This window comes from Streptomyces sp. CMB-StM0423 (assembly GCF_002847285.1).
Taxonomy (GTDB): domain Bacteria; phylum Actinomycetota; class Actinomycetes; order Streptomycetales; family Streptomycetaceae; genus Streptomyces.
Genome location: NZ_CP025407.1, coordinates 4,289,926 through 4,311,524, shown reverse-complemented (window position 1 = coordinate 4,311,524; position 21,599 = coordinate 4,289,926). Strand labels below are relative to the sequence as shown.

The 21,599-nt window shown below is 72.7% G+C and carries 20 protein-coding genes and 1 pseudogene; 11 read left to right on the top strand and 10 right to left on the bottom strand.

Annotated features, from left to right (window positions below; genetic code table 11):
* The first annotated feature begins 57 nt into the window (after positions 1-57).
* Entirely contained in the window at positions 58-1,632 is a 1,575-nt protein-coding gene (locus CXR04_RS18760; RefSeq protein WP_101423533.1) for an aminopeptidase P family protein, read from the top strand.
* Between the two features lie 236 nt (positions 1,633-1,868).
* Here CXR04_RS18760 and CXR04_RS18755 read toward each other — a convergent pair.
* A pseudogene (locus CXR04_RS18755) lies at positions 1,869-3,059 on the bottom strand (sensor histidine kinase); the annotation flags it as partial.
* A gap of 493 nt (positions 3,060-3,552) precedes the next feature.
* On the bottom strand, positions 3,553-4,239 hold the full coding sequence (locus CXR04_RS18750) for a response regulator transcription factor (protein WP_101423531.1): 687 nt from the start codon (positions 4,237-4,239) through the stop codon (positions 3,553-3,555).
* 130 nt (positions 4,240-4,369) lie between these two features.
* On the opposite strand from CXR04_RS18750, the gene CXR04_RS18745 reads away from it, so the two are divergent.
* On the top strand, positions 4,370-4,918 hold the full coding sequence (locus CXR04_RS18745; protein WP_101423530.1) for a PepSY domain-containing protein: 549 nt from the start codon (positions 4,370-4,372) through the stop codon (positions 4,916-4,918).
* Positions 4,919-5,188: 270 nt separating this feature from the next.
* Here CXR04_RS18745 and CXR04_RS18740 read toward each other — a convergent pair whose 3' ends face one another.
* Complete coding sequence (locus CXR04_RS18740) at positions 5,189-5,704, bottom strand: anthrone oxygenase family protein (RefSeq protein ID WP_101423529.1); 516 nt, start codon at positions 5,702-5,704, stop codon at positions 5,189-5,191.
* A complete protein-coding gene (locus tag CXR04_RS18735) occupies positions 5,697-6,527 on the bottom strand; it encodes an NmrA family NAD(P)-binding protein (protein ID WP_101423528.1) in 831 nt (276 codons plus the stop codon). Before CXR04_RS18735 ends, CXR04_RS18740 begins: the two co-directional genes overlap by 8 nt.
* An 81-nt stretch (positions 6,528-6,608) precedes the next feature.
* Here CXR04_RS18735 and CXR04_RS18730 point away from each other — a divergent pair, with 81 nt between their 5' ends.
* The 3 genes from CXR04_RS18730 to CXR04_RS18720 all read left to right on the top strand — a co-directional run bounded on the left by CXR04_RS18730 (position 6,609) and on the right by CXR04_RS18720 (position 9,955).
* The gene (locus CXR04_RS18730; RefSeq protein WP_101423527.1) at positions 6,609-7,550 is read left to right on the top strand and encodes an AraC family transcriptional regulator; all 942 of its coding nucleotides are present in this window, start codon (positions 6,609-6,611) and stop codon (positions 7,548-7,550) included.
* Between the two features lie 138 nt (positions 7,551-7,688).
* The gene (locus CXR04_RS18725) at positions 7,689-8,792 is read left to right on the top strand and encodes a calcium:proton antiporter (RefSeq protein ID WP_101423526.1); all 1,104 of its coding nucleotides are present in this window, start codon (positions 7,689-7,691) and stop codon (positions 8,790-8,792) included.
* Positions 8,793-8,860: 68 nt separating this feature from the next.
* Positions 8,861-9,955 carry a DUF3533 domain-containing protein gene (locus CXR04_RS18720; RefSeq protein ID WP_234380309.1) on the top strand — a complete coding sequence of 365 codons (1,095 nt, stop codon included), beginning with the start codon at positions 8,861-8,863 and terminating at the stop codon, positions 9,953-9,955.
* 244 nt (positions 9,956-10,199) lie between these two features.
* Here the strand turns inward: CXR04_RS18720 and CXR04_RS18715 are convergent, their stop codons facing one another.
* Entirely contained in the window at positions 10,200-10,664 is a 465-nt protein-coding gene (locus CXR04_RS18715; RefSeq protein ID WP_234380307.1) for a MarR family winged helix-turn-helix transcriptional regulator, read from the bottom strand.
* Between the two features lie 98 nt (positions 10,665-10,762).
* Between CXR04_RS18715 and CXR04_RS18710 the strand changes: the two genes are divergently transcribed.
* Positions 10,763-12,313 carry an amidohydrolase family protein gene (locus tag CXR04_RS18710; RefSeq protein WP_101423524.1) on the top strand — a complete coding sequence of 517 codons (1,551 nt, stop codon included), beginning with the start codon at positions 10,763-10,765 and terminating at the stop codon, positions 12,311-12,313.
* An 84-nt stretch (positions 12,314-12,397) separates the two neighbouring features.
* Here CXR04_RS18710 and CXR04_RS18705 read toward each other — a convergent pair whose 3' ends face one another.
* The 3 genes from CXR04_RS18705 to CXR04_RS18695 form a co-directional block, all read right to left on the bottom strand.
* On the bottom strand, positions 12,398-13,780 hold the full coding sequence (locus tag CXR04_RS18705) for a glutamate decarboxylase (protein WP_101423523.1): 1,383 nt from the start codon (positions 13,778-13,780) through the stop codon (positions 12,398-12,400).
* A gap of 107 nt (positions 13,781-13,887) precedes the next feature.
* Entirely contained in the window at positions 13,888-15,204 is a 1,317-nt protein-coding gene (locus tag CXR04_RS18700; RefSeq protein WP_101423522.1) for a P1 family peptidase, read from the bottom strand.
* A gap of 79 nt (positions 15,205-15,283) precedes the next feature.
* Positions 15,284-16,024: a hypothetical protein gene (locus CXR04_RS18695; RefSeq protein WP_101423521.1), complete on the bottom strand. Its 741-nt coding sequence runs from the start codon at positions 16,022-16,024 to the stop codon at positions 15,284-15,286.
* Positions 16,025-16,285: 261 nt separating this feature from the next.
* Here CXR04_RS18695 and CXR04_RS18690 point away from each other — a divergent pair, with 261 nt between their 5' ends.
* Positions 16,286-16,957 (top strand): hypothetical protein, encoded by a 672-nt coding sequence (locus tag CXR04_RS18690; RefSeq protein ID WP_234380305.1) that lies wholly within the window; start codon positions 16,286-16,288, stop codon positions 16,955-16,957.
* An 8-nt stretch (positions 16,958-16,965) separates the two neighbouring features.
* On the opposite strand, the gene CXR04_RS18685 is transcribed toward CXR04_RS18690, so the two are convergent.
* Both CXR04_RS18685 and CXR04_RS18680 read right to left on the bottom strand, forming a co-directional pair.
* Complete coding sequence (locus CXR04_RS18685) at positions 16,966-17,643, bottom strand: hypothetical protein (RefSeq protein WP_159072344.1); 678 nt, start codon at positions 17,641-17,643, stop codon at positions 16,966-16,968.
* A 217-nt stretch (positions 17,644-17,860) separates the two neighbouring features.
* The gene (locus CXR04_RS18680; protein ID WP_101423518.1) at positions 17,861-18,316 is read right to left on the bottom strand and encodes an ATP-binding protein; all 456 of its coding nucleotides are present in this window, start codon (positions 18,314-18,316) and stop codon (positions 17,861-17,863) included.
* A 133-nt stretch (positions 18,317-18,449) separates the two neighbouring features.
* Here CXR04_RS18680 and CXR04_RS18675 point away from each other — a divergent pair, with 133 nt between their 5' ends.
* The 4 genes from CXR04_RS18675 to CXR04_RS18660 all read left to right on the top strand — a co-directional run bounded on the left by CXR04_RS18675 (position 18,450) and on the right by CXR04_RS18660 (position 21,597).
* Positions 18,450-19,358 (top strand): hypothetical protein, encoded by a 909-nt coding sequence (locus CXR04_RS18675; protein ID WP_101426460.1) that lies wholly within the window; start codon positions 18,450-18,452, stop codon positions 19,356-19,358.
* 171 nt (positions 19,359-19,529) lie between these two features.
* Complete coding sequence (locus CXR04_RS18670) at positions 19,530-20,318, top strand: YcnI family copper-binding membrane protein (protein WP_101423517.1); 789 nt, start codon at positions 19,530-19,532, stop codon at positions 20,316-20,318.
* Positions 20,319-20,407: 89 nt separating this feature from the next.
* Positions 20,408-21,073, top strand: a complete 666-nt coding sequence (locus CXR04_RS18665; protein WP_101423516.1) for an SCO family protein — start codon at positions 20,408-20,410, stop codon at positions 21,071-21,073.
* Positions 21,070-21,597, top strand: a complete 528-nt coding sequence (locus tag CXR04_RS18660) for a copper chaperone PCu(A)C (RefSeq protein WP_101423515.1) — start codon at positions 21,070-21,072, stop codon at positions 21,595-21,597. The genes CXR04_RS18665 and CXR04_RS18660 overlap by 4 nt, the downstream gene beginning before the upstream one ends.
* Positions 21,598-21,599: the final 2 nt, after the last annotated feature.

Genomic DNA, 21,599 nt, shown 5'->3' with positions numbered 1-21,599 from the left:
GCGGCGCGCCCCCGGCCGTACGCTGGGAGCGGCCGACGCATCGCAGAGGAGGAAGCCGTGACCCAGGAGCAGCCGCAGACCCGGACGCCCGAGACCGCGGAGACCGCGGTACCCGCGGAGACCGCGGAGACCGCGCCCGGAGCGACCGCGGGAGGCGCCGAGGGCGCGGAAGGCACCGAGGCGGAGGACACCGAGGAGAAGCCCGTCAAGCAGCGCAAGAACGGCCTCTACGGGGCCCTCTCCGACGAACTCGCCGAGAACATGAAGTCCGGCTGGGCCGACACCGAACGCCACGGCCTCCAGCCCCTCCCCCAGGCCCCGTACGCCGCGGAACGCCGCGCCGCGCTCTCCGCGCGCTTCCCCGGCGAACGCCTCGTCATCCCCGCCGGCAACCTCAAGGTCCGGGCCAACGACACCGAATACCCCTTCCGGCCCTCCTCCGACTACGCCTACCTCACCGGCGACCAGACCGAGGACGGCGTGCTCGTCCTGGAACCCGTCACCACCCGCGACGGCACTCCGGGACACGAGGCGACCGCGTACCTGCTGCCGCGCTCCGACCGCACCAACGGCGAGTTCTGGCTCTCCGGCCAGGGCGAACTGTGGGTCGGCCGGCGCAACAGCCTCACCGAGAACGCGAAGCTGCTCGGCCTCCCCGTCAAGGACGTCCGCAAGCTGACCGAGCACCTGGCGGAGGCCACCGGCCCCGTACGGCTGCTGCGCGGCTACGACGCCGCCGTCGACAAGGCGCTCGACGACAAGGTCACCGGCGAGCGGGACGAGGAGTTCCGCGTCTTCCTCTCCGAGATGCGGCTCGTCAAGGACGAGTTCGAGATCGCGGAGCTGGAGTACGCCTGCGAGTCGACCGCGCGCGGCTTCGAGGACGTCGTGAAGATCCTCGACCGGGCCGAGGCCACCAGCGAGCGGTACATCGAGGGCACGTTCTTCCTCCGCGCGCGCGTCGAGGGCAACGACGTCGGCTACAGCTCCATCTGCGCCTCCGGCCCGAACGCCACGACGCTGCACTGGGTACGCAACGACGGCGCCGTCCGCTCCGACGAGCTGCTCCTGCTCGACGCCGGGGTGGAGACCCGCAACCTCTACACCGCCGACGTCACCCGCACCCTCCCCATCGACGGCACGTACACGCCGCTGCAGCGGCGGATCTACGAGGCCGTGTACGAGGCGCAGGAGGCGGGCATCGCCGCCGTCCGGCCGGGCGCGGCGTACCGCGACTTCCACGACGCGTCGCAGCGGGTGCTGGCGGCGAAGCTCATCGAGTGGGGGCTGCTCCAGGTCGAGGACGTGGACAAGGTGCTGGAGCTGGGGCTCCAGCGGCGCTGGACGCTGCACGGCACGGGGCACATGCTCGGCATCGACGTCCACGACTGCGCCGCGGCCCGCACGGAGGAGTACGTGGGCGGCACGCTGCGGGCGGGGATGTGCCTGACGGTGGAGCCGGGGCTGTACTTCCAGGCGGACGACCTGACGGTGCCGGAGGAGTACCGGGGCATCGGCGTGCGGATCGAGGACGACATCCTGGTGACGGAGGACGGCTGCCGGAACCTGTCGGACGGGCTGCCGCGGCAGGCGGACGAGGTCGAGGCGTGGATGGCGCGCCTGCGGGCCTGACCCGCGGGGCGGAGCGGAGCACCGGCCGGCGCGTACGGGCGGACACCGGCCGGTGCACTGGAGAAGACGCAGCCGGGGCGCGGAAGGTTTGCACGAATTCGGCGCCCGGTGCGGCTGGTTGACGTGTGACACCTGACGACTAACGGCTGACAGACTTTGAAATCTGTCAGCCGTTAGTCGTTACCCGTGGGCCGTTACCCCTGAGTCGTCAGTCATCGGTCGTCAGTCATCGGTCGTCAGTCGCCGTCCGCCGTCGATCCGCTGAGCGGCAGCCGTACGGTGAACAGCGCCCCGCCGCCCGCCGCCTCGCCGACGCCGATCGTCCCCCCGTGGCGTACGACCACGTCCCGGACGATCGCCAGGCCCAGGCCCGCGCCGCCCTCGTCGCGACTGCGGGCGTCGTCGAGGCGGACGAACCGCTCGAAGATCCGCTCCCGGTCCGCCGGCGGCACGCCCGCGCCGTCGTCCGCGACCTCCAGCACCGCCCACGCCGCCTCGCGGCGCACGCTCACGTCGACCCGGCCGGCGGCGTGGCGTACCGCGTTGTTCAGCAGGTTGCCGAGGACGCGCTCCAGTTGGCTGCGTGAGCCGGCCACCGTCGGGTCCGCCAGTTCCCCGGTCACGACCGCCACCCCGCGCCCCGGACCAGCGCTTTCCTGGCCCTCGGCGGTGCGGCGTTCCACAGTCTCCCGCACCAGCGCGCCCAGCGCGACCGGCTTGCCCAAAGGCTCCTCCCCGGCGTCCAGCCGGGCCAGCAGCAGCAGGTCGGCGGCGAGGTGCTGGAGCCGTACGGTGTCCGCCACCGCGCCGTCCAGGTCGAGGAGTTCGGGGTGGGCGGCGGCGACCTCCAGTTGGGTGCGGAGCGAGGCGATGGGGCTGCGCAGCTCGTGGGAGGCGTCGGCGACGAAGCGGCGCTGGCGTTCGACGGACTCCTGCAGCGCGGTCAGGGTCTCGTTGGTGGTACGGGCCAGCCGGGCGACCTCGTCGTGGGTGGCGGGCTCCGGCACCCGGCGGGAGAGGTCCGTGGAGGCGGTGATCGCGGCCATCTCGCCGCGGATGCCCTCGACTGGGCGCAGCGCACGCCGCGTGACCAGCCAGGTCACCCCGGCCACGACGGCGAGCAGCGGCACCAGCCCGGCGAGCATGGCGCGGCCGACGGTGCCGACGGCGTTCTGCTCGGTGTCGAGGGGGACGCCGGCCCAGACGGTGTAGGTCTTGCCGTCGGGGGAGGTGACCTTGAGGCCGGCGAAGCGGTAGTCGGCGCTTTCGCCGTCGAGTACGGCCGTGCCGGTGCCCTTCTCCGGTTCGTCCTCGACCTCGCCGCGGCGCGGCGCCGGGTCGTCGTCGCCGGAGTCCCCGGAGTTCCCGGAGTCGTCGGTTGAGTCGGATGAGTCGTCGGCCGAGTCGTCCGCGGCGTCGTCCGCCGCGTCCTCGGCGTCATCGGCGTCGTCCTCCGCGTCGTCGTCGCGGTCCCCGCCGTTGTCGTCCCCCGAGTCGTCGGAGTCGTCCGAGTCCCCCGTCGGCCTCGGCGTGGGCGTGGGCGTCGGTGTCGGTGTCGGTGTCGGTGTCGGCGAAGGGCTCGGCGGTGGCGGGCTCTCCGTGCGGCTTGCGGACGGCGGTTCTGTGGGGCCGTCGCCGGCGCCGGTGATGCTGCTGAGCTCCTCGCCGGCGAGCACGAGCTGGTCCCTGTCGTCGCGTACGACCGTGGGGTTGTCGTCGGGGAGGTCGAGGTCGGCGAGCGGGATGCCGTTGCTCAGTTCCGTCGCGATGCGGCGCGCGTTGACCTCGGCGCGCAGTTCGGCCTGGTCGTGCAGGTTGGAGCGGAGTACGAGCAGGACGGCGACCCCGGCGGCGACGAGCGCCAGGGCGACGACGGCCGTCGCGCCGACCGCGGCCTTGGCGCGTACGGAGGAGAAGGGGCTACGCACGGGCGCTGCCGCCGGTTGCGTCGGGGTCGGCGAGGCGGTAGCCGGCGCCGCGTACGGTCTGGATGGTGCGGGCGCCGAGTTTGCGGCGCAGGGCGCTGACGTAGACCTCGACGATGTTGGGGTCGCCGTCGTACGCGAAGTCCCAGGCGTGGTCGAGGATCTCGGACTTGGCGACGACCTCCCCGGCGCGCTGGGCGAGCACTTCGAGGACCGCGAACTCCTTGGTCGTCAGCGTCACCTCGGTGTCCCCGACGTGGACCCGGCGCGCGGCGGGGTCGACGGCGAGGGCGCCGACGCGCAGGACGGGGGCGGCGGTGCGGCCGCGGCGGCGCAGGAGGGCGCGTACGCGGGCGAGGAGGACGACGTAGCTGAAGGGCTTGGTGAGGTAGTCGTCGGCGCCGGTGTCGAGGCCCTCGGCTTCGTCGTATTCGCCGTCTTTGGCGGTGAGCATGAGGATCGGGGTCTCGTCGCCTGCGGCGCGGAGGGCGGCGCAGACGCGGTAGCCGTTCAGGCCGGGGAGCATGATGTCGAGGACGATGAGGTCGTAGTCGGTCTCGGTGGCCCGGTGGAGGCCCTCGACGCCGTCGTGGACGACGTCCACGGCGAAGCCCTCGGCGGCGAGCCCGCGGGCGAGGGAGGTGGCGAGGCGTCGCTCGTCCTCGACGATCAGCAGTCGCATGCCCCTAAGGGTCGCAAACCGAACCTGAAGAACCGTTCAGGTGCCTTCAGGATGCCTTCAGGGTCGCTCAGGCAGCTTGGTCCCTGTCAGCAGACAGCGGCACGGGCCGTCGACAGCAGGAGGAATCCTCATGAAGCGCAACATCGTCATCGCCGCCGTCGCGTCGGCCGCTCTGATCACCGGCGGCACGGTGACCGCGGTCGCGGCCTCGAACGGCGGCGACAGCGGGGCGGACGCCGCCTCGGTGCCGGCGGACGTGCAGGTGGGCGACGACAACGGCAAGGACGACGGCAGCGACGACGGCAAGGACGACCGGGACGACGATGGCAAGGACGACGGCAAGGACGACGACCGGGCCGAGGCGGAGGCGCTCGCCGCGGCGAAGGTGAGCGTGGACGACGCGATCGCGGCGGCGCTGCAGGAGCACGCGGGGACGGTGGGTTCCGCCGAGTTCGACGCCGCGGACGACGACGGCAAGAGCGAGGCCAGCAAGTGGGAGATCGAGGTCCTCGGCGAGGACGGCAAGTGGTACGAGGTGAACGTCGACGCCGCCAGCGGTGACATCGTCGCGGACCGCGGGGACGACAACGGTCAGTCGGACGACGACGGTGACGACGGCAAGGACGACGCCAGCGACGACCAGAGCGACGACGACGGTGACGACGGCTCCGACGACTGAGCCACGGACTGATCCGTACGCACCGTTCCACCCCTGATCCATCCCCCCGGCCCCCGGCGGGTGCCGCCCCGTGATACTCCCCAGTTCACACGGAGGCGGCCCCGCCGGGGGCTTTCCCGTGTACGGGGGTGCGTCCCCTTCCGTACGCGGGTACGTCCCCTTCCGTACCGCACTCCGCCGCACGCCACCCCGCCACGCCGCATCCCGCGCATGACGAAGGCCGGCCCCGGAGCCCCGTGCCCCCGGTGCCGGCCTCGTCCCGCCACCCGGCTATCCCTTGCCGGTGGCGCGTCCGTACTGCAGCAGCGCCCAGCTCACGCTGCCGAAGGAGAGCACCATGACGACGGAGCGGACGTTGTTCCAGCGCACCCACCTGTCCTCCACCCGCTCGCGCAGCCCGGCCAGGTCCTTGATCTGGTCGACGGCGCCGGCGGCGTCGAGTTCGTTGTTCATCGGCACGTTGATGGCGAAGGTGATGGCCAGCATGGCGACGTAGAGGACGAGCGCGGCGATGAGCCACGGCAGCGGCTTGGACCGCTGGTCGCCGTCGGCGCCGAGGAGCAGTCCGCCGGCCAGCAGGAGGAGCACGAAGGCGCCGCCGAAGGTGAGGGCGAACCAGCCGTTCATCATGGCCCGGTTCATCTGCTGGAAGCTCTCGGCGAAGGTGCGGTCGGAGGCGCGGGCGAGGCCCGGCATCACCGAGTACGACCAGACGTAGAAGAGGCCGGCGCTCAGTCCCGTGGTGAGGACGGCCGCGAACAGCGCGGCGGTGCGGAAGTCAGACATTCCAGGCTCCTCTCCCGGCCGCTTCGCGCACGAAGTCGGTGAAGTCGCGGGGGGCGCGTCCGAGGGCCTTCTGGACGCCGTCGGTGAGGTGGGCGTTGCGGCCGTCGAGTATGCGGGTGAAGAGTTCGACGAAGATCTCGACGAGCTCGGGTGCCAGGTGTGCCGCGGCGACCTCGCGGAATTGTCCGGGGGTGACGGGCACGTAGCGTACGTCCCGGTCCGTGGCCTTGCTGATCTCGGCGACGGCTTCGCCGAACGTGAGCAGCCGGGGCCCGCTCAGTTCGTACGTGATCCCACTGTGCCCGTCTTCGGTGAGGGCCGCGACCACGACGTCGGCGATGTCGCGGGTGTCGAGGAAAGGCTCGGGGACGTCGGCGGCGGGGAGGATGAGTTCGCCGGAGAGTACGGGTTCCAGGAGGAAGTCCTCGTCGAAGTTCTGCATGAACCAGGCGCAGCGGACGATGGTCCACTGGGCGCCGGATTCCTTGACGGCGTCCTCGCTGGGGTGGCATTCGGGTTCGCCGCGGCCGGAGAGGAGGACGAGGCGCTGGACGCCGGCGCGTACGGCTGTCTCGGTGAAGGCGCGGATGGCGGGGGCGGCGGCGGGGTCGGCGAGGTCGGGGGCGTAGGTGAGGTAGGCGGTACGGACGCCGCGGAGGGCGGGGGTCCAGGTGTCGGGGGCGTGCCAGTCGAAGGGGGTGTCGCTGCGGCGGGAGACGGCGCGTACGGCGTGGCCACGGGCGGTGAGGGTCTCGGTGACGTGGCGGCCGGTCTTGCCGGTGCCGCCGATGACGAGGTGGGTGTGCTGCTCGTTGGTTGTCATATGGCCAGTGAAGCGGCGTGCGGCTGGACGCTCCATGGTTCAAAGGCTCGTCGGCATACGTGAGCGTCTACGCTGGCGGGTATGGATTCGATTGCCGGTCTTCTGGACAGTCCGCGGGCGCACGGCGCGTTGATGATCCGTGCGCTGCTGGAGCCGCCGTGGTCGGTGCGGGTGGTGGACCGGGCGCCGTTGTCGATCGTGGCGCTGGCGAGCGGTACGGCGTGGGTGACGTATGACGATGCGGAGCCGGTGCGGGTGGGGGAGGGCGAGATCGCGATCATGCGCGGCCCGGATCCGTATGTCTTCTCGGACGACCCGGCGACGGAGCCGCAGGCGCTGATCCACGCGGGCGGGCGCTGTGAGACGCCGGACGGGCGGAGTCTGGCGGACGAGCTGGATGCGGATGTGCGGACGTGGACGCACAGTGGCGGCGGTTCGGCGCGGATGCTCATCGGGTCGTACGAGAACACCGGCGAGATCGGTGCGCGGCTGCTGGATGCGCTGCCGCGGCTGGTGGTGGTGACGAAGGAGATGTGCGACTGCCCGGTGCTGCCGGTGCTGGAGGAGGAGATCGGGCGGAACGGTCCTGCGCAGCGGGTGGTGCTGGACCGGCTGCTGGATCTGCTGGTGGTGGCGGCGCTGCGGGCGTGGTTCGCGCGGCCGGAGGCGCGGGCGCCCGGCTGGTACCGGGCGCAGGGGGATCCGGTGGTGGGGCGGGCGCTGAAGCTGCTGCACAACAATCCGGCGCATCCGTGGACGGTGGCGGAGCTGGCGGTGCGGGCGGGGGTATCGCGGGCGGCGCTGGCGCGGCGGTTCGCGGAGTTGGTGGGGGAGCCGCCGATGACGTATCTGACGGGGTGGCGGCTGGCGTTGGCGGCGGATCTGCTGCGGGAGCCGGAGGCGACGGTGGGTGCGGTGGCGCGGCGGGTGGGGTATGGGAGTCCGTTTGCGCTGAGTACGGCGTTCAAGCGGGTGCACGGGGTGAGCCCGCAGGAGCACCGGCTGGCGGCGGCGGGGGCGTAGGGGCCCCGGGGCGTACGCGCGGGAGCGCCCGGAGCGTACGGGAACGCCGGGGGCGTACGGGAACGCCGGGGGCGTACGGGAACGCCGTCCGGCCGCGCATGATGAGCAGGGGCGCGAGCCGCGTGCCAGTGTCGGAACATGACCGTCCGCACGGCTTCCCGGCGCATCCACTGGTCGGTCGTCGTGCCGCCGGCGGCCGCGGTGGTGCTGGTCTTCACGTGGCAGCGTTCGCTCTCGGGCGTCCTGACGGGCGTCGTCTCCTTCTTCCTCATCGCCGCGGTGCTGGCAGCCGTGCATCACGCGGAGGTGGTCGCGGAGCGGACCGGGCAGCCGTACGGGGCGCTGGTGCTGGCGGTGGCGGTGACGGTCATCGAGGTGGCGCTGATCGTCACGATGATGGTCGACGGGGGCGAGAAGTCGAGCGCGCTGGCCCGGGACACGGTGTTCGCCGCGGTGATGATCACGTGCAACGGCATCGTCGGCATCAGTCTGCTGCTGGTCGCGCTGCGCCGCGGGGAGGCGTTCTTCAGCGCGGAGGGTACGGGGACGCAGTTGGCGACGGTGACGACGCTGGCGGGGCTGAGTCTGGTGCTGCCGACGTTCACGACGAGCGAGCCGGGGCCGGTGTTCGCGACGCCGCAGTTGGCGTTCGCGGCGCTGGCGTCGATCGCGCTGTACGGGATCTTCGTGGCGACGCAGACGGTGCGGCACCGGGAGAAGTTCCTGCCGGTGACGCCGGGCGGCGAGGTGATCGACGACCTGGACGACCCGGCGCACCGGCCGTCGAAGCGTACGGCGTGGCTGGGTCTGGGGCTGCTGCTGCTGGCGCTGGTGTGTGTGGTGGGGCTGGCGAAGGGGGTGTCGCCCGCGATCGAGGACGGGCTGGACGCGGCGGGACTGCCGCGCTCCGCGGTGGGTGCGGCGATCGCGCTGCTGGTGCTGCTGCCGGAGTCGATCGCGGCGGTGCGGGAGGCGGGCCGGGACCGGGTGCAGACGAGCCTGAACCTGGCGTACGGGTCGGCGATCGCGAGCATCGGGCTGACGATCCCGACGGTGGCGATCGCGTCGATCTGGCTGGCGGGGCCGCTGCACCTGGGGCTGGGGAGTAGTCAGTTGGTGCTGCTGACGATGACGGTGCTGGTGGGGACGCTGACGGTGACGCACGGGCGGGCGACGCTGCAGCAGGGCGGGGTGCATCTGGCGCTGTTCGCGGCGTATCTGGTGCTTGCGGTGATGCCGTGAGGGGGGGGCGCGGCTCGTTCGGGTGTATCCGCGGTGCGGGGGCGGGGGGTGTCGCGGAGGCTGGGGGCATGCGTCTGGACAACGGGGACGGCCTGGGTGGCAGCGGGGCGGCTGACGGCGGGGTGCCCGGGGGCGCTGGTCCGGGGGGCGGGGAGGGTTTCCGGCATCAGGTGAAGGACGCGGTGACGCCGCGGTCGGCGGTGCTGTTGCTGGGGGTGCTGGCGCTGGGGGTGCTGTTCATCACCTCGTACGCGGGTGCCTTCCACTCGCCGAAGCCGAAGGACGTACCGGTCGGGGTGGTCGCCCCGGCGCAGGTGCGGGGGAAGCTGGTCGACGGGCTGAACGGGCTGCCGGGCTCGCCGCTGTCGGCGCGGGCGACGGCGTCACGGGACGCGGCGGTGGACCGGATCAGGGACCGCAGGCTGGACGGCGCGCTGGTCGTCGGCCCGCGGGGGTCGACGGACCTGCTGCTGGTCGCGAGCGGCGGCGGGCAGTCGCTGTCGGACGCGGTACGGAAGGTCGTGACGGCGGCGGAGCGGGCGCAGGGCCGGGACGTACGGACGGTGGACGTGGCGCCGGCGGACCCGGAGGACACGCGGGGGCTGTCGTCGTTCTACCTGGTGGTGGGGTGGTGCGTCGGCGGGTACCTGTGCGCGGCGATCCTCGCCGTCAGCTACGGGGCGCGCCCGGCGGACACACGGCGGGCGGTGATCCGGCTGGGGGTGCTGGTGCTGTACGCGATCGCGCTGGGGGTGCTGGGCGCGGTGGTGATCGGGCCGGTGCTGGGGGCGCTGCCGGGCAGCGTGCTGGGTCTTGCGGCGCTGGGGGCGCTGGTGGTGTGTGCGGCGGGGGCGACGACGTTCGCGTTCCAGGCGATGCTGGGGATCCTCGGGATCGGGATGACGGTGCTGGTGATCGTCATCGCGGGCAACCCGAGCGCCGGCGGGGCGTACCCGTATCCGCTGCTGCCGCCGTTCTGGCGGGAGATCGGCCCCGCGCTGATCCCGGGGGCGGGGACGTGGACGGCGCGGTCGATCGCGTACTTCGACGGGCGGGCGATGACGGGGCCGCTGCTGGTGATCGCGGCGTGGACGGTGGGCGGGGCGGTGCTGACGCTGGTGTTCGCCCGTATCCACAAGTCGGACGCCCGCCGCCTGGTCTGAGGGGCGGGCCGAGCTGACTTGACCGGCCGGGACCCGAACTGACCGCACCCGACCTTCCCCGCACTCCCGCCCCAGGGTAGGCCGCCCCACCGACAACGATCCGCTGCTACGGGGCCGCCCAGACCCAACACTCCGCCGCGCCCCGCCACGGTCCGGCCCCGGACACCGCGCCAGGGGTGCCCCGTCCCGCTCGCTCCGGCCGCCCGTCCCGGCCCCTGGCCCAAAGCCCCCGCGCCCCGGCCCCTCACGTCGCCGGCGGCTCGTCCTCCTCCAGGTTGTCGAGGATCGCGCCCGCGAGTTCCGCGAAGCGGTCGAGTTCCTCCGCCGTGAGCCGGTCCACGAACAGCCGCCGGACCTCCCGCGCGTGCCCCGGCGCCGCCTCCCGCAGGGCGCTGAGGCCCTTCTCCGTGATCACCGCGTACATGCCGCGCGAGCCGCACCGCTCCCGGGCGACCAGCCCGCGCGACCCCATCCGGGTGAGCTGGTGGTGCAGCCGGCTCTTCTCCCAGCCGGCCGCCCGGCCGAGTTCGTACGCGCGCAGCCGCCGCGCCGGCGCCTCGGAGAGCAGCGCGAGCACGGTGTAGTCGGCGTTGGACAGACCGCTGCTGGCCTGGAGTTGCTGTTCGAGCCGGGTCCTGAGCAGCTCCAGCATCCGGAAGGACGTCCTCCAGGCGCGGAGTTCGCGTGCGGTCAGCGGCTGCGGTGCCATGGGGGCATCCTACGCCGAGTTGACGAATCAACTCACCGGGCTAGGCTTCGAGATGACACATCAACTCGATGGGTCGATCGCCAGCGAAGGGAATCCACGTGGCCAGTCGTCACGCGCGCCGTACGTTCCTCAAGGCTTCGACCGCCGCCGCCACCGCGGGCGCCGCCCTGACCGCGGCCGGCCTCCCCGCCCAGACCGCCGCCGCCACGCCAACCCGCGACCAGGCACCGCCCCGGGGGCGCCGGTACGTCATCCGCGGCGGCGCGGTCATGTCCATGGACCGGAACGTCGGCGACTTCGAGGCCGCCGACGTCCTCGTCGAGGGAAAGAAGATCACCGCCGTCCGGCCCCGCATCGAGGCCGGCGGCGCCGAGGTGATCGACGCCCGCGGGCGCATCGTCATGCCCGGCTTCGTCGACACCCACCACCACCAGTTCGAGACCGCCCTGCGCGCGTTCCTCCCCAACGGGCTGCTGATCGACGACGGATCGGGCTCACCCAGCGCCGACCCCTCGTACGTCGAGTACGTACTGGAGCGCTTCGCGCCCGCGTACCGGCCGCAGGACGTCTACGTCAACTCGCTGGCCGCCGGGCTCTCCCAACTGGACGCCGGCGTCACCACCGTGCTCGACGTCTCCCAGATCCACCACTCCCCCGAACACAGCGACGCCGCCCTCCAGGCGCTCGCCGACACCGGGCGCCGCGCCGCATTCGGCTTCTTCGAGGGCGACGGCCGCGCCGGGGCCCGCTACCCGGAGGACGCGTACCGCATCAAGGACGAGTGGTTCTCCTCCGGCGACCAACTGCTCACCATGGTCATGGGCGGGGAGATCCACCAGCCCGGGCCCGTCTACACCCGCGCCTGGCGCATCGCCCGCGAACTGGACCTGCCCATCGCCGCGCACGCCGTCTCCAGCGCCGGCTACCGGCCGATCATCGACGACCTCGCCCGCGGCACCGGCGGCGCGGACGGCGACCTGGGCTTCGGCCCCGACGTCATGTTCATCCACATGACCGGCATGTCCGAGTTCGCCTGGCGGCGCGCCCGCGACGCCGGCGTGGGCATCTCGGTCGCGTTCCCGATCGAGATGTCCATGCGGCACGGCGTACCGCCCATCCTCACGATGCAGAAGCTCGGCATGGAGCCCTCGCTCAGCTCCGACGTCGAGACGACCATGGCCGCCGACCCCTTCACGCTGATGCGCTCCGCGATGACCATGCAGCGGATGCTCGTCAACCAGATGGTCCTCGAACAGGGCGACTTCACCCCGCCCGACGCCTATCCCGTCCCGGCCCCGGGCACCCCGCCGCTGCTGACCGTCCGGGACGTCCTGCGGTACGCGACCGTCAACGGCGCCCGGCACCTGGGTCTTGACCGCAGGACCGGCACGCTGACGCCCGGCAAGGAAGCCGACATCGTCCTGCTGGACGCCACCGCCCTCAACGTCGCCCCGCTCAACAACGTGCTGGGCGCCGTCGTCTCCCTCATGGACCGCACCAACGTCGAGACCGTGATCGTCGCCGGCCGGATCCGCAAGTGGCGCGGCCGCCTGCTCGGCACCCGCCTCGACGACCTGCGCCGCGAACTCGAAGCCTCCCGCGACCACCTCTTCGACGCGGCGGGCGTCCGCCGGGACCTCTTCGCCTGACGCACGGGGTGCGCCGGGGGACCCGCCTGACGTCCGCCCGCCCCGGCCCTCGGGCCCCGGCGCGGCCCACCCCCGCCCCGCGGCTCAGTGGTGGAAGCCCGGCTGGTGCGGCGCCGGTGTCCCGGCCCCGTCCTTCAGCCGGTCCAGCGCCTCCCGTACGTCCGCCGCCAGCAGCTCGATCTTGTCGTGACTGATCCCGTGCCTGATCAGCACCCGCTGGATGACCGTCTGCTGCCGCTTCGGCGGCAGCGGGTACGCCGGCACCTGCCAGCCGCGCAGCCGCAGTTGCTCCGTCACGTCGTACAGCGTGAAGCCCGCGCCCGCCGGGTCCGTCAGCGTCCACGACACCGCCGGCAGCGCGCCGCGCCCGTCGTACAGCAGCGTGAACGGGCCCATGCCGGCGATCTGCTCGCCCAGCCACTCGGCGCTGCCGGCCGCCGTGCGGTAGATGCGGCGGTAGCCCGCGCGGCCCAGCCGCAGCAGGTTGTAGTACTGCGCGACGACCTCGCCGCCGGGCCGGGAGAAGTTCAGCGCGAACGTCGGCATGTCGCCGCCGAGGTAGCTGACGCGGAAGATCAGGTCCTCGGGCAGCAGGTCGGCGGAGCGCCAGATCGCCCAGCCGACGCCGAGGGGCGCCATGCCGTACTTGTGGCCGGAGGAGTTGATGGACGCCACCCGCTCCACCCGGAAGTCCCACTCCAGCTCGGGGCGGAGGAACGGGGCGACGAAGCCGCCGCTGGCGGCGTCCACGTGCACGGGCACGTCCAGGCCCGTGTCGGCCTGGATCGCGTCGAGTTCGGCGGCGATCTCCTTGACCGGCTCGTAGTCGCACGTGTACGTGACGCCGAGGATGGCGACGACGCCGATGGTGTTCTCGTCGACGTACTCGCGCAGTTGGTGCGGGCGCAGCCCGGTGGCGTCCGGCTCCAGCGGCACCTGGCGCAGCTCGACGTCGAAGTACCGGGCGAACTTCTCCCAGCACACCTGCACGGGACCGCACACCAGGTTCGGCCGGTCGGCGGGCTTGCCCTCGGCCTTGCGGCGCCGGCGCCAGCGCCACTTGAGCGCCAGGCCGCCGAGCATCGCGGCCTCGCTGGAGCCGGTCGTCGAGCAGCCCATGGTGGTCTCGCCGTGCGGGGAGTGCCACAGGTCGGCGAGGATGTGCACGCAGCGGTTCTCGATGTCCGCGGTCTGCGGGTACTCGTCCTTGTCGACCATGTTCTTGCCGATGCACTCGTCCATGAGGCTGTGCACCTCGTCTTCGGCCCAGGTGGTGCAGAACGTCGCCAGGTTCTGCGCCGCGTTGCCGTCGAGGGCCAGCTCGTCGCGGATGAGCGCTTTGACGGCGCGCGGGTCGGAGACCTCCTCGGGCATGAAGTACTTGGGCAGCGCGTGCTCGCTGATGGGCATCGCGTAGACGTCGTCGTACGGTCCGGCGACGCCGCGGTCGGTCTGGTGCAGGGCCACGGTGCGGCTCCTCTCGCCTCGGCGCACCCATCGTGGGCACCCCGGGCGGCGGCGCACGGACCGACACGCCGCCCGCGGCCCGCGGTGGGCCGGGTGCGGCATCCGGTTCAGCCCGTACGCGCCTCCCGCATCCCGGCGAGGGCCGCGAGCGGGAACGCGGGCACGTGGTGCCCGTCGCGCCCGGACATGGGCTCGGCGGCGGTCAGCACGTTGAGCACGGCTTCCTCGACGGCTTCGACGACGGCCGTGTGGAAGGGGTCGACGCGGCCCCAGGGTATGAAGCGCAGCGTCTCGTACGGAGCGTCCTCACCGGCGTCCCCTTCTGGTGCGGGGCGCGGTGGGAACGTGCTGGTGAGGGCGCCCGGGTTGGCGGTGGAGAAGGCGAGGAAGAGATCGCCGGAGAAGTGGCTGCCGGTGGTGCCCGTACGGGCCAGACCCAGCGGCACCCGCCGGGCGAGGGCCTTGCACTGCCCGGGCAGCAGCGGCGCGTCGGTCGCGACGACGACGATGACGGACCCGGCCCCGGGCGGCACGGGCCGCTCGGGATCCACGGGGCTCGGGGACTGCACGGGGTTGGCGGAGTCCACAGGGCTCACGGGGCTCGCGGAGTCCACGGGATTCACCGGACCCCCTGCCCCCTCCCGGCTCTCGTACGAACCGTCCCCCCGCCCCGTACCGGCACCCGGCCCTCCGCCCGCGCCCGTACCGGCCACACCCCCACTGCCCCCACTGCCGCCGCCGCCCCCGCGCGCCGCCTCCGCCAGCTCCCGCCCCAGCGGCGCCCCCGCCACCACCAGCTCCCGCCGCGCCCCGAAGTTGGCCTGCACGAAGACCCCGACCGTGTACCGCTCGGCCCCGTACCGCACCACGCGCGACGCCGTCCCCGAGCCGCCCTTGTACCCGTAGCACCGCATCCCCGTGCCGCCCCCGACGCCGCCCTCCGCGACCGGCCCGCCCGCCGCCGCGTCGATCGCCGCACCCGCGTGCGCCGGGGTGACGTGCGCCCCGTGGATGTCGTGCAGGTACCCGTCCCACGTCTCGGTGACCACCGGCAGCAGCCACTCCGGCGCCATGTCCCTGCGATGCGTACGCACCCACTCGACGACGCCGCGGTGCACCGGCCCGACCGCGTACGTGTTGGTGAGGAGCACCGGCACCGCCAGCGAGCCGCTCTCCTCCAGCCACGCCGTGCCGGTCATCTCGCCGTTGCCGTTGAGCGAGTGCCACCCCGCCGCGCACGGCGTGCCGACGCCGTCGCGCCCGCGCGGCAGCAGCGCCGTGACCCCGGTCCGTACGTCGTCGCCCCCGGTCAGCGTCACGTACCCGACCTGGACGCCCGGCACGTCCGTGATCGCGTTCCACTCCCCCGGCTCGCCGGTCAACGGGATGCCGAAATCCCGTGCCCGCCCGCGCTCTTCGCTCATGCGCACCAGTCTCACATCGGGGACTGACATCGCGGCGACGCGAACGCGGACGGGCAGCAGGACCGGCTCTGCCGGGGCGTCAGCCGCCCCAGGGGACCGTCTCGCCGGCCGGCGGAGTCTTGTCCGGGACGGGCTGGTCGAAGGTGAAGTTCGTCGTCTGCGAATCACCGTCGCCCTTCGACGTCGCCCGCACCGGGAACGGCTTGCCCTGGGTGGAGACCGACAGGGTCATGTCCACCCCGTTGTGCTTGCTCGTGACGTCGATGACGGGCTTGCCGTCGGCGGTCGTCTCGCTGCCCTTCTTCAGGTTGCCCAAGGAGGTGGCGTCCTTGAGGGTGTCGCGGAACTCGTTGATGCTGCAGAGCCTGGCGAGGTCGGAAAGGCCCTTGTCCTGGGCGGTGCCCTGGAGGAACTTGCCCTCCAGCTTCTGCACGTCCTTCGACTGGTCGGAGGGGAGGTTGTTCCGCAGCCACTCGGCGTTGGCCTTGACCCACATCTTGTCGGCGTGCCGGATGACCTCCAGGCTGCCGCCGTCGGCGGCGAAGCCGACGGTGCCGACGCAGTTGTTGTCGCGGTCGGCGCTGACGTCGAGGCTGGTCACGTCCGTGCGGCTGAGGCCGGACCCCGTCCTCTCCGTGGTGACGTGCAGGGACCGGGCGTCGTTGAACGCGGACACGGCCCGGTTGGCTATGTCCGTGGCGCTCTTCTTGGCGACGCCGTTGTCGTCCTGTGCGTGGGCGGTTCCTGCGGTACCGACCAGAGCGGTCGCACAAAGCGTGGCGCCGAGGGCGCCGAGGGTCGCTTTCCGAGTACGGGGCATCGGAGTTCCTTCCAGGAGGGAACAGCAACGCCAGAATCGTACATTCAGGGCAAAACCGTCGCACGGCCGGAGCAGCCGCCGAGGGTACGCCCCCTGCGGACCCACCCCCGGACACGCCTGGAACCACGCCGATCCGAGGGGGCGCGCGCGGGTAGCCGCCGGGGCGTACGCCGGGGTGAAAGGGGCGCACTGTTCGTTCAGAGAGGTGTCCGGAGGTAGAACGGAGTAATGAGCCGCGCCCTGGCCCCCACCGTGGCAGCCGTGACAGCCGTGGTGACCCTGTTAGCAGGCTGTACGGAGACGTCGCACCGCTGCGACGACCGCCCCGAGCCCTCCGACGTCAGCGGCCGGCAGCGCCCCGTCGAGATCCGCCCCGGCGGCGGGACCCCCGCCCTGACCACCGCCGCCGCCGCGCGCGCCGTACCGGCGGCGGGCCGCGGCGCGAACGCCACCGACCGGCTCCTCGTCCGCCTGCAGCGCGAGACCCTCCTCATGGCCGACGACCTCCGCCCCGTCCGCCCGGGCCACTGCACCGGCACCCTCCCCGTCCGCGCCGGAGCCACCACCCGCTGCACCGTCTTCTACGCGGACGTGGAGGTGCCCTGGAAGGTAAAGCGCACCGACACCCCGCCTGGCACCACCCCCGGATCCCGCCCCCGCTACGACACCACCCCCGTCACCGGCGTCCACACCGCCAAGGCCGTCTACGCCGCGTACGCCCGCCACGTGGCCCGCAGCGACGCCGACGGCCCCCTGGCCCCCCGCGACCCGCGCTGCGACCGCCTCCCGGACGTCTTCACCGCACCACCGGGCGAGGACACGGGCTACTTCTGCCAGGACATCCTCTGGTCATGCCGCAGCGGCGACTTCGACTTCACCTGGAACGACCTCCCCGTCCGCACGGACGACCACGGCAGGGTGACCTTCGAATAGCCCGGCGATCAATCAGGCGGACAGGATCCCCCGAGTGAGGGTGTCAGCGTCACGTCCGCCGCCGGCACGCGGAGCGCGTGGCGGCTCAGGTCCCTGCCCCGGGACCCGGAGGGGTCCCACAGCCATAGGTCGTCGCCGGCGTTGCCGAATGTCAGCACCGGCCTGTCGACGGGGACCGGCCCGTTGTACACCGGTATCTCCTTACGGAGCGGTTTCACGCACATCAACTCGCCCTGAAGACCCCGGTAGCGACCGGGGCGCTTGCCCTGCTGTGCATCCGCCGCCGCCTGTTCCGCAGCGCCACCTGCGCTCTCCAGGCTCGCCTGCATGATCGTCAGCACGTACACGAGAAAGATCAGCGGTACGAAGAGGGCGACCATCGACCGCGTGCCGAACCACCAGTGGTTGTAGCGGGCCCAGCCCGCGATGCCCAGCAGGAACACCGCCACGAACGCGGTGATGGCCGGCGGCTCCAGGGCGATGAAAAAGTTCCGGTAGAAGGGTATGTGCACGCATTCGGCAGGAATGCCGAGGACGTCGGAGAGATAGCCGGCGTGGAGGAACCGCCCGGTCCAGGGGAGCAGCAGGGGCAACGGTGCGGCGAGCACCGGTACCACCCAGGGGGCGTTGCGACTGATCCAGGACCGGCGCACGGCGTGCCATGCGCCGACCAGCACTGACGGCAAGCACTGACACCGCACCCTTCTCACAGACCAAGCCACTCGAAGAACGGCCGATGCGGGTCAGATCGGCTCAGGGCCCTTCGGCTGCACCGCACATGCGCAAAGTCCGACAGCGTGAGACCGGCGCGCAGCATCCTCCACCGCGGGAGCAACTCCCTGATCTAGCCCCCCGGCCTGCCTTCGATGCCTGACAACGACGCGGGCCCAGTAGCCAGAGTGGTTACGCCGCCTGGAGAGGGGCGTCCTCGCGCCATTTGAGGATCTTGTCGAAGCTCACCACCGCGCCGCGGCCCGGGCGGTCGCGGATGTCGACGTGGTCGCTCAGCTCCGCGATCAGGAACAGGCCGCGGCCGCCCTCCGCGCCCGTGTCGGTCAGGGGCGGGGGCGCGGCGGGGGAGTCGGGGGGCGGGACGGGGGTGGCGAAGCCGGGGCCGGAGTCGATGACCTCGATGTGGCAGCGGTCGCCGTCGAAGCAGGCGGTGACGCGGTAGTCCTCGCCGGGGGCCGCACCGCCGTGTTCGACGGCGTTGGCGCACGCTTCGGTGAGGGCGAGGGAGAGGTCGAAGGCGACGTCCGGGTCCACCCCGGCCGTCTCCATCGCGCCGACCAGCAGGCGGCGGGCGAGCGGGACGCTGGCCGCCTCCCGGCGCAGTCGCAGGGACCACCACATGCTCATGCGTTCAGCCTCCTGGCCGCCACCCCGACATACGGTACGTATAACCCTTGTGTCGGCACCGTAAGCACGCGAGTTGCGTGAGAACCCTCATTCGGCGGAGGGGTTTCTTCCGCCTTTTGGGGTGGGAAATGACCTGGCCCGGATCCGGCCGATCGGCGCCCCGGCGGGGTCCGTACGGCTGTGCGGTGAGATGATGGCGCCCGCCATGGCTGCCCCTCACGCTCCCGCCACCGCGGAGCTGCGCCTTCTGCGGGCCGCGGTGTTCACCGCGGTCTGCGTCGTGCTGTCCGCGGGCGGGCACGTGCTGGCCTCGAACGAGACGGTGCCGCTGTGGACGCTCGGCGTCGCCGCGGCGCTGCTGTTCGCGGTGGCCGTGCCGCTGGCCGGGCGGGAGCGGTCGCTGCCCGGGATCGCGGCGCTGCTGGCGGTGGGGCAGATCGGGCTGCACGGGGTCTTCGGGCTCGGGCAGCACTGCGCCGTCGGCGCCCTCGCGGCCGGGGGCCACGGCGGTGCGCACGCGGGCGGCTCCGGCGGCGAGGGCGGCAGTGCCGCCGTCGACCTCGCCCGGCGGCTGCTGTGCAACGACGCCGCGATGGACCTCACCGAGGGCCGCGCCCGGGAGATCGTCACCAACGCCGGGCTCGACCCGGACGCCGGCGCCGGCAGCGGTACGGGCGCCGCGCACGCTGCGCACGGAGGCGGGATCGGCGACGGCCTCGGCGCCGCGTTCGACCTGTCCACCTACTCCCTGCCGATGGTCCTCGGCCACCTCCTCGCCGCCCTCACCGCCGGATGGCTGCTGCGCCGCGGCGACGCGGCGCTCACGACCCTGCTGCACCTCGCCACCGGCGCCGGCCTCGCCCCGCTGCGCGCAGCCGTGCGCTACCGGCAGGCCCTCGACGCCGGGTTCGGCGGCGCGGGCCGGCCGGCCGTGCGCCCCGGGGCGGCGACCGCGTACGACGAGCGGAGCGCCCGTACCGTACGCGACCTGCAGCACACCGTCGTACGCCGCGGGCCCCCGGCCTTCGCCCTCGCGGCCTGACGCGACGGCACCCCTTCCGGCTTACGGCCCACGCGCCGCACGCCCCATACGACACGGGCGAACGCGGGTGCAAGGCTTCGGGTGAGCGGGTGGTCGCGCCGCTGCCGCACGCGCGCCAACCCCCAATCCATCCACACCCACCGGAGTGTGTCAGTCATGAAGTCATCCCGTATGCGGCGAATGTCCGTCAGCACGGCCGTCGCCGCCGGTGCCGTCCTGTTCCTCGCCGGGCCGGCCGCCGCGCACGTCAGCATCGACCCCGGCGAGGCGGAGCAGGGCGGGTACGCCACCGTCAACTTCAAGGTGCCCAACGAGCGCGACGACGCCTCCACGATCAAGCTGGAGGTCACCCTGCCGACCGACCACCCGCTGACGTCCGTCATGCCCGAGCCCGTGCCCGGCTGGGACGTGAAGGTGGAGCAGGCCAAGCTCGACACCCCGATCGAGTCGCACGGCGAGAAGATCACCGAGGCGGTCAGCAAGGTCACCTGGTCCGGCGGGAAGGTCGAGCCGGGGACGTTCCAGCGGTTCCCGGTCTCCATGGGCGCGCTGCCCGAGGACGCCGACCAGTTGGTGTTCAAGGCGGTCCAGACGTACGACAACGACGAGGTCGTCCGCTGGATCGAGGTCCCCGAGGAGGGTGCGGAGGAGCCGGAGAGCCCGGCGCCCGTGCTGGCCCTGACGCCCGCGGAGGACGGCGGCCACGGCGGTGCGGGTGACTCCGACGACGACGCCGGGAACGGCGACGACGCGGAACCCGCCGCCGCCGAGGGCGAGGACACCGACGACAGCGCCGCCGACGACGACGGCTCCTCCGACACCATGGCCCGCACGCTGGGCATCGTCGGCATCGCGCTCGGCGCCGCCGGCGTCGCGTTCGGCGTGCAGTCGCGGCGCCGCGGCGCGGGCGGCAGCGGCGCGGGCAGCAGCGGCGCGGGCGGCTCGTCCGCGGCGCAGTAGGCGCGGCACCGCACCCGGCACGTATACGCAAGGGGTGGCCCGGCCGGCAGCACCGGGCGGGCCACCCGCGAGCCTCAAGGAAACACAGCATGCGCACAACCCGTACGACCACCGCCTGCGCCGCCGCGGCCCTCGCCGCCGCCGCGGCCCTCACCCTCACCGCCTGCGGCTCCGACTCCGGTGACGACAGTGCCAAACCCGCCGTGGAGATCTCCGGCGGCAGCAGCAAACCCGGTGTCGTCCTCGACACCCCCAAGGAGAAACCGGACCTCGTCCTGACCGACACGGAGGGCGAGGAGTACGACCTCGTCGCCGAGACGGCCGGCAAGCCCACCCTCCTCTTCTTCGGCTACACCAACTGCCCCGACGTCTGCCCCACGACGATGAGCGACATCGCCATCGCCAAGCAGAAGCTGCCCCGCGCCGAGCAGGACGAGTTGCAGGTCGTCATGGTCAGCACCGACCCCGAGCGCGACACCCCGCGCCGGATGGGCGAGTGGCTCGACGCGCAGGACAAGGACTTCATCGGCCTGACCGGCGACTTCGCCGCGGTCAGGGACGCCGCGCGGAGCGTGGGCGTGCACCTGGAGAAGCCGGTGAAGGAGAAGGACGGCAGCATCACCGTCAGCCACGGCGCGGAGGTGCTGGCGTACTCGCCGAAGGACGACAAGGCGCACGTGCTGTATCTGGCCGGGGTGACGGCAGATCAGTACGCGAAGGACATGCCGAAGCTGGTGAAGGGGCAGAACCCGTGAGGCACAGGCGACAGGTATCCGTAGTCACTGCTGCCGCCCTGTCCCTCGCCCTCGGCCTGGGCGCGTGTTCCGGTGACGACTCCGGTACGGGGACGAAGGGGGAGTCCGGCGACGGCTCCGGCACCGGCTCCGGACCGGGCTCCGGCCCCGGCTCCGGGCCCCGGCTGCGCGCCGAGGCCGGCTTCGTACCGCAGCCGGTGATGAAGGACCTCGCCGCCGGCTATCTGACCGTACGCAACGACGGCGCGGCCGACGACCGGCTCACCGCCGTCAGCACCGACCTCGCCGACGACGTCACCATGCACACCACCGAGGGCGAGCGGATGCGCGCCGTCGACGGCTTCGACGTGCCCGCGGGCGGCGAGCTGACCCTCGCCCGCGGCGGCGACCATCTGATGCTGGAGAAGCTGGACCGCAAACCGGAGGTTGGCGAGAAGGTGTCCTTCGTGCTGCACTTCGCCGAGTCCGAGCCGATCGAGGTCGAGGTGCCGGTGCAGCCGACGACGTACCGCCCCGCGGAGTGAGA

What these genes read in the sequence shown, in the direction of transcription:
- CXR04_RS18750 (WP_101423531.1), bottom strand. Translation starts at nt 4,239, where the DNA reads ATGCGACTGCTGATCGTCGAGGACGAGCGACGCCTCGCCACCTCCCTC.
- CXR04_RS18745 (WP_101423530.1), top strand. Translation starts at nt 4,370, where the DNA reads ATGAAGCGCAACATCGTCATCGCCGCCGTCGCGTCGGCCGCTCTGATC.
- CXR04_RS18740 (WP_101423529.1), bottom strand. Translation starts at nt 5,704, where the DNA reads ATGTCTGACTTCCGCACCGCCGCGCTGTTCGCGGCCGTCCTCACCACG.
- CXR04_RS18735 (WP_101423528.1), bottom strand. Translation starts at nt 6,527, where the DNA reads ATGACAACCAACGAGCAGCACACCCACCTCGTCATCGGCGGCACCGGC.
- CXR04_RS18730 (WP_101423527.1), top strand. Translation starts at nt 6,609, where the DNA reads ATGGATTCGATTGCCGGTCTTCTGGACAGTCCGCGGGCGCACGGCGCG.
- CXR04_RS18725 (WP_101423526.1), top strand. Translation starts at nt 7,689, where the DNA reads ATGACCGTCCGCACGGCTTCCCGGCGCATCCACTGGTCGGTCGTCGTG.
- CXR04_RS18720 (WP_234380309.1), top strand. Translation starts at nt 8,861, where the DNA reads ATGCGTCTGGACAACGGGGACGGCCTGGGTGGCAGCGGGGCGGCTGAC.
- CXR04_RS18715 (WP_234380307.1), bottom strand. Translation starts at nt 10,664, where the DNA reads ATGGCACCGCAGCCGCTGACCGCACGCGAACTCCGCGCCTGGAGGACG.
- CXR04_RS18700 (WP_101423522.1), bottom strand. Translation starts at nt 15,204, where the DNA reads ATGAGCGAAGAGCGCGGGCGGGCACGGGATTTCGGCATCCCGTTGACC.
- CXR04_RS18695 (WP_101423521.1), bottom strand. Translation starts at nt 16,024, where the DNA reads ATGCCCCGTACTCGGAAAGCGACCCTCGGCGCCCTCGGCGCCACGCTT.
- CXR04_RS18680 (WP_101423518.1), bottom strand. Translation starts at nt 18,316, where the DNA reads ATGAGCATGTGGTGGTCCCTGCGACTGCGCCGGGAGGCGGCCAGCGTC.
- CXR04_RS18670 (WP_101423517.1), top strand. Translation starts at nt 19,530, where the DNA reads ATGCGGCGAATGTCCGTCAGCACGGCCGTCGCCGCCGGTGCCGTCCTG.
- CXR04_RS18665 (WP_101423516.1), top strand. Translation starts at nt 20,408, where the DNA reads ATGCGCACAACCCGTACGACCACCGCCTGCGCCGCCGCGGCCCTCGCC.